The organism is Acidobacteriota bacterium, from assembly GCA_003225175.1.
In the GTDB taxonomy this organism is placed as follows: domain Bacteria; phylum Acidobacteriota; class Terriglobia; order Terriglobales; family Acidobacteriaceae; genus Gp1-AA112.
In genome coordinates this window covers 1-3,078 of sequence record QIBA01000152.1, presented here as the reverse complement: position 1 = coordinate 3,078, position 3,078 = coordinate 1, and the positions used below count along the sequence as shown (strand labels likewise).

The following is a 3,078-nucleotide window of genomic DNA, read 5'->3' as shown; positions in this document are numbered from 1 at the left end:
ATTTTTTTGTCGTATGTTATTTTTTTATAATTATTTTTTCTTTTTTTTTAGATTGTTACTTTTTGCTAAATTTTTGCAAATTATATCGGGACAAAAATGATGAACATGAAGGCCTGTTTTAGAGCAATAATCGCATCGTTCATTATTTTTGGTATTACAATATGATGTATATAATTTTATAATAAATAGCGCCTACTATTATTTTATGTTAATATATAAAGCGCATATAATAAAGTTTTTTGCGCATATCTTTTAAATTTGTTTAAGCGGAAAATGCGCACATGATTTTAAAATTTGCGCACATACCATTTATTTATAATATGCGCTTGCGCCTATAAGAATTTTTTGAATGGTTGCAAATTCACGTTGAATCCGATATTTAAGGCATTATGTTAATTTCTGTATTCCCATTTTAGTATACGGAATGTCGATCACAAAATCGAAAAATTTCCGAAATTTACCCGGCGAAAATATATACAATTTCAAACAAGGATTACTTGACATCCAATGAACCATTCCAATTCAAATTGGGAAATGTTATAGCACGTAAATTGATGAAATAAATACATAAATTTCAGATTAGTTTACTATGTACGATTTTTTTGTGATTTCGTTAAAGATTCAACATCAAATTTTATTGAATTTTCACGAAGTTAAACTTTGAACGAGAATATCTCCTTAAATAACGCAGATCCATTCTCGAAATTAATTCCCCTTGTAGCTCGATTTCTGTTCTATATGTTCTCTCATTTTGATGCAAATATCTCGTTTCTCGCCCTCTATAAAAATCAGCGTGTAAAGTATTTTTCTCATCGGGTAATTTTCGGAAAATGATCGATTAATGATCTTCAAAGCCGGTACCATATATAGTATACAAAAATTACATAAAGCCTTAAAACCATAAATAATCCACCCACAGTTTAAAGAAAAAACAAAGTTCGAAAGTGATAAAATAAATAAAAAAGCTGACGGGAGGAATTCAACCAAAAAAATAAATAAAAAACTAAGCAAGTAGTCATGGAAGTAGTCATCATGGTGGTGGAAGTCACGATATCCCTTATTAGTAAAGACGCGTAATAATGTCATTTAGTTTTGTGCTTTGGTTTTCTAAAATATAATTGGTCCGACTGATTTATACTAGTTCCTAAAATAGGAAATTTGCCACAATATTTAAAATATTTAATATTCGTTAAAAAATAAAACTTTTTTTTTTACAAAAAAATGAAGTTAACTAAAATCATAGAACGCTGGAATACAGACATGTTAATTGAATTTTTTCAACAACAACCATTTCTTGCCTTGCATCTTGAGAGTAAAGATTATAAAACATTACGTCAAGCTAAAATTACTGGAACTAGTTTTTTGCGCGCTACTACAGAAGATTTATTTAGAATAAACAACTTACCTTGGGGTTACCTTATAGAAATTGCTAAACTTAAAGAAAGAGTATTGGAACTAGATAATAATGAAACGAAAAATGATGAATTCGAAGAATTTGAATCGTTTATAACGAAATTTAATAACAAGGTGACCGTTTTTTTTTTATTTAAGGATTTGTCTAAAATATTAATGATGAGTATGAAATAGTTGTATTTGATTAATATTCTTCCTTTCTTGTGAATTACAGTAATTCTCATGAAAGTCAGCGTTATGCTGTACGTTGAATATAAATAGTTTTACATATATGATAATTATGATGAAGTATGTTCTTCCCTTATTTGTTAATTATTGTAATTCTCAATTAAGGCAGCGTTATGCTTATGTGGAACATTATGTAAAGCATTAGATTCTGAATAATTTTATAGATATTATTAAAGCTACTTATTTAAATAATTATTAATTGCTTGTTTTGTACTTTTTAATTTTTAAGCGCGAGACGGTAATATCATTGTTGGAAGGCGATATTAACTTACTAGTTAATAAAATTTTACTTTATCATGGTAATAAACCATTGAGAGCTTTTCGAGAATACAAAGAATCAGGTTTTCAAACAACGGTGGAAATGTTATTATCGACAAATTTATATATATCCGAAATGAGATTAATTGTAGATTATACAAAAAAGAGCGCACCTAAATATGGATTTGTTGATTTGATGTTACTTGAAGAATCTTCCTTTTTATATAGCGCAATTATAGAACTCAAATTATTTAATTTAGTAGGTCTTTACTGTGGTAAGAAAGGAGAGTGGATTAAGAATCCTGAATTTAAGGATTTATACAAATTAAATGAAGAATTAAAGACTGAAGCTGAGGACGAATTAATCAATAGGAATTATATGCATTGGAGTAAGGACGATAATTGTTACAAAATTATAACCGCTAAAAAATATATTGATGAAGGTGTTAAACAATTAAAGAAATATATTTTTGTGATAAGTAAAGGTAATGCTCAAATTAAAGAGAAATCAGTAGGGATTCTTGATTCAAGAATAAGTATTGAATCAGGGTTAAGCTATACAAGAGGAATTCTTATAGCTTCATTTGGATCTCAAAGAGTATTAACTAGAGAAATAAATCTGAAAAAGATCTATCGTAAATTTGTAATTAATGATAAATAAAATCACAAGTTTTATCTTTAATGTTTTATATTAAAATATATTAAGGTAAAATACTTATCAATTAAATTATTATATAAATGATACATTTTTTAGATTTAGAATGCTCACATGAGAAATTGAATCTGGCTGTTTTATTCCATTACTTTGGAGATGAGATGAGTCTGCCAGGCGTCAAATTACCAAGGACACGCATGTTTTATTTACAAGTCGAAGAAAATTCATGGAGAAAAGCTATCACTTGTGCCTCAATAGACACAATTACTTTTAGAATGTCTTATCAAGACTTTAAATATAATATGAATAGCAGACAAATGGATGAACTAATGTTTTGGAAATAATCGTAGGGTTGTTGAATGATAGGGCGTGTGCAGAAGATGATTCTCCCTCAAAGAAAAAAGCAAGGATAGATGGTTATCGTGCGAAAAAATAAGTGAATTAGTATTTATTTGAATCAATTACACGATATCGATATGACGCCTTTTAAAATAAATTTTTTTTTTTCGCACTGGTCGTTTTTT

At 27.9% G+C, this 3,078-nt stretch carries 3 protein-coding genes; 2 read left to right on the top strand and 1 reads right to left on the bottom strand.

Features of this window, described 5'->3' with window-relative positions:
- Positions 1-705 precede the first annotated feature (705 nt).
- Entirely contained in the window at positions 706-1,086 is a 381-nt protein-coding gene (locus tag DMG62_23910; protein PYY20166.1) for a hypothetical protein, read from the bottom strand.
- 174 nt (positions 1,087-1,260) lie between these two features.
- Between DMG62_23910 and DMG62_23905 the strand changes: the two genes are divergently transcribed.
- Together DMG62_23905 and DMG62_23900 are read left to right on the top strand one after the other, a co-directional pair.
- The gene (locus DMG62_23905) at positions 1,261-1,587 is read left to right on the top strand and encodes a hypothetical protein (protein PYY20165.1); all 327 of its coding nucleotides are present in this window, start codon (positions 1,261-1,263) and stop codon (positions 1,585-1,587) included.
- 448 nt (positions 1,588-2,035) lie between these two features.
- Entirely contained in the window at positions 2,036-2,560 is a 525-nt protein-coding gene (locus DMG62_23900) for a hypothetical protein (GenBank protein ID PYY20164.1), read from the top strand.
- Positions 2,561-3,078: the final 518 nt, after the last annotated feature.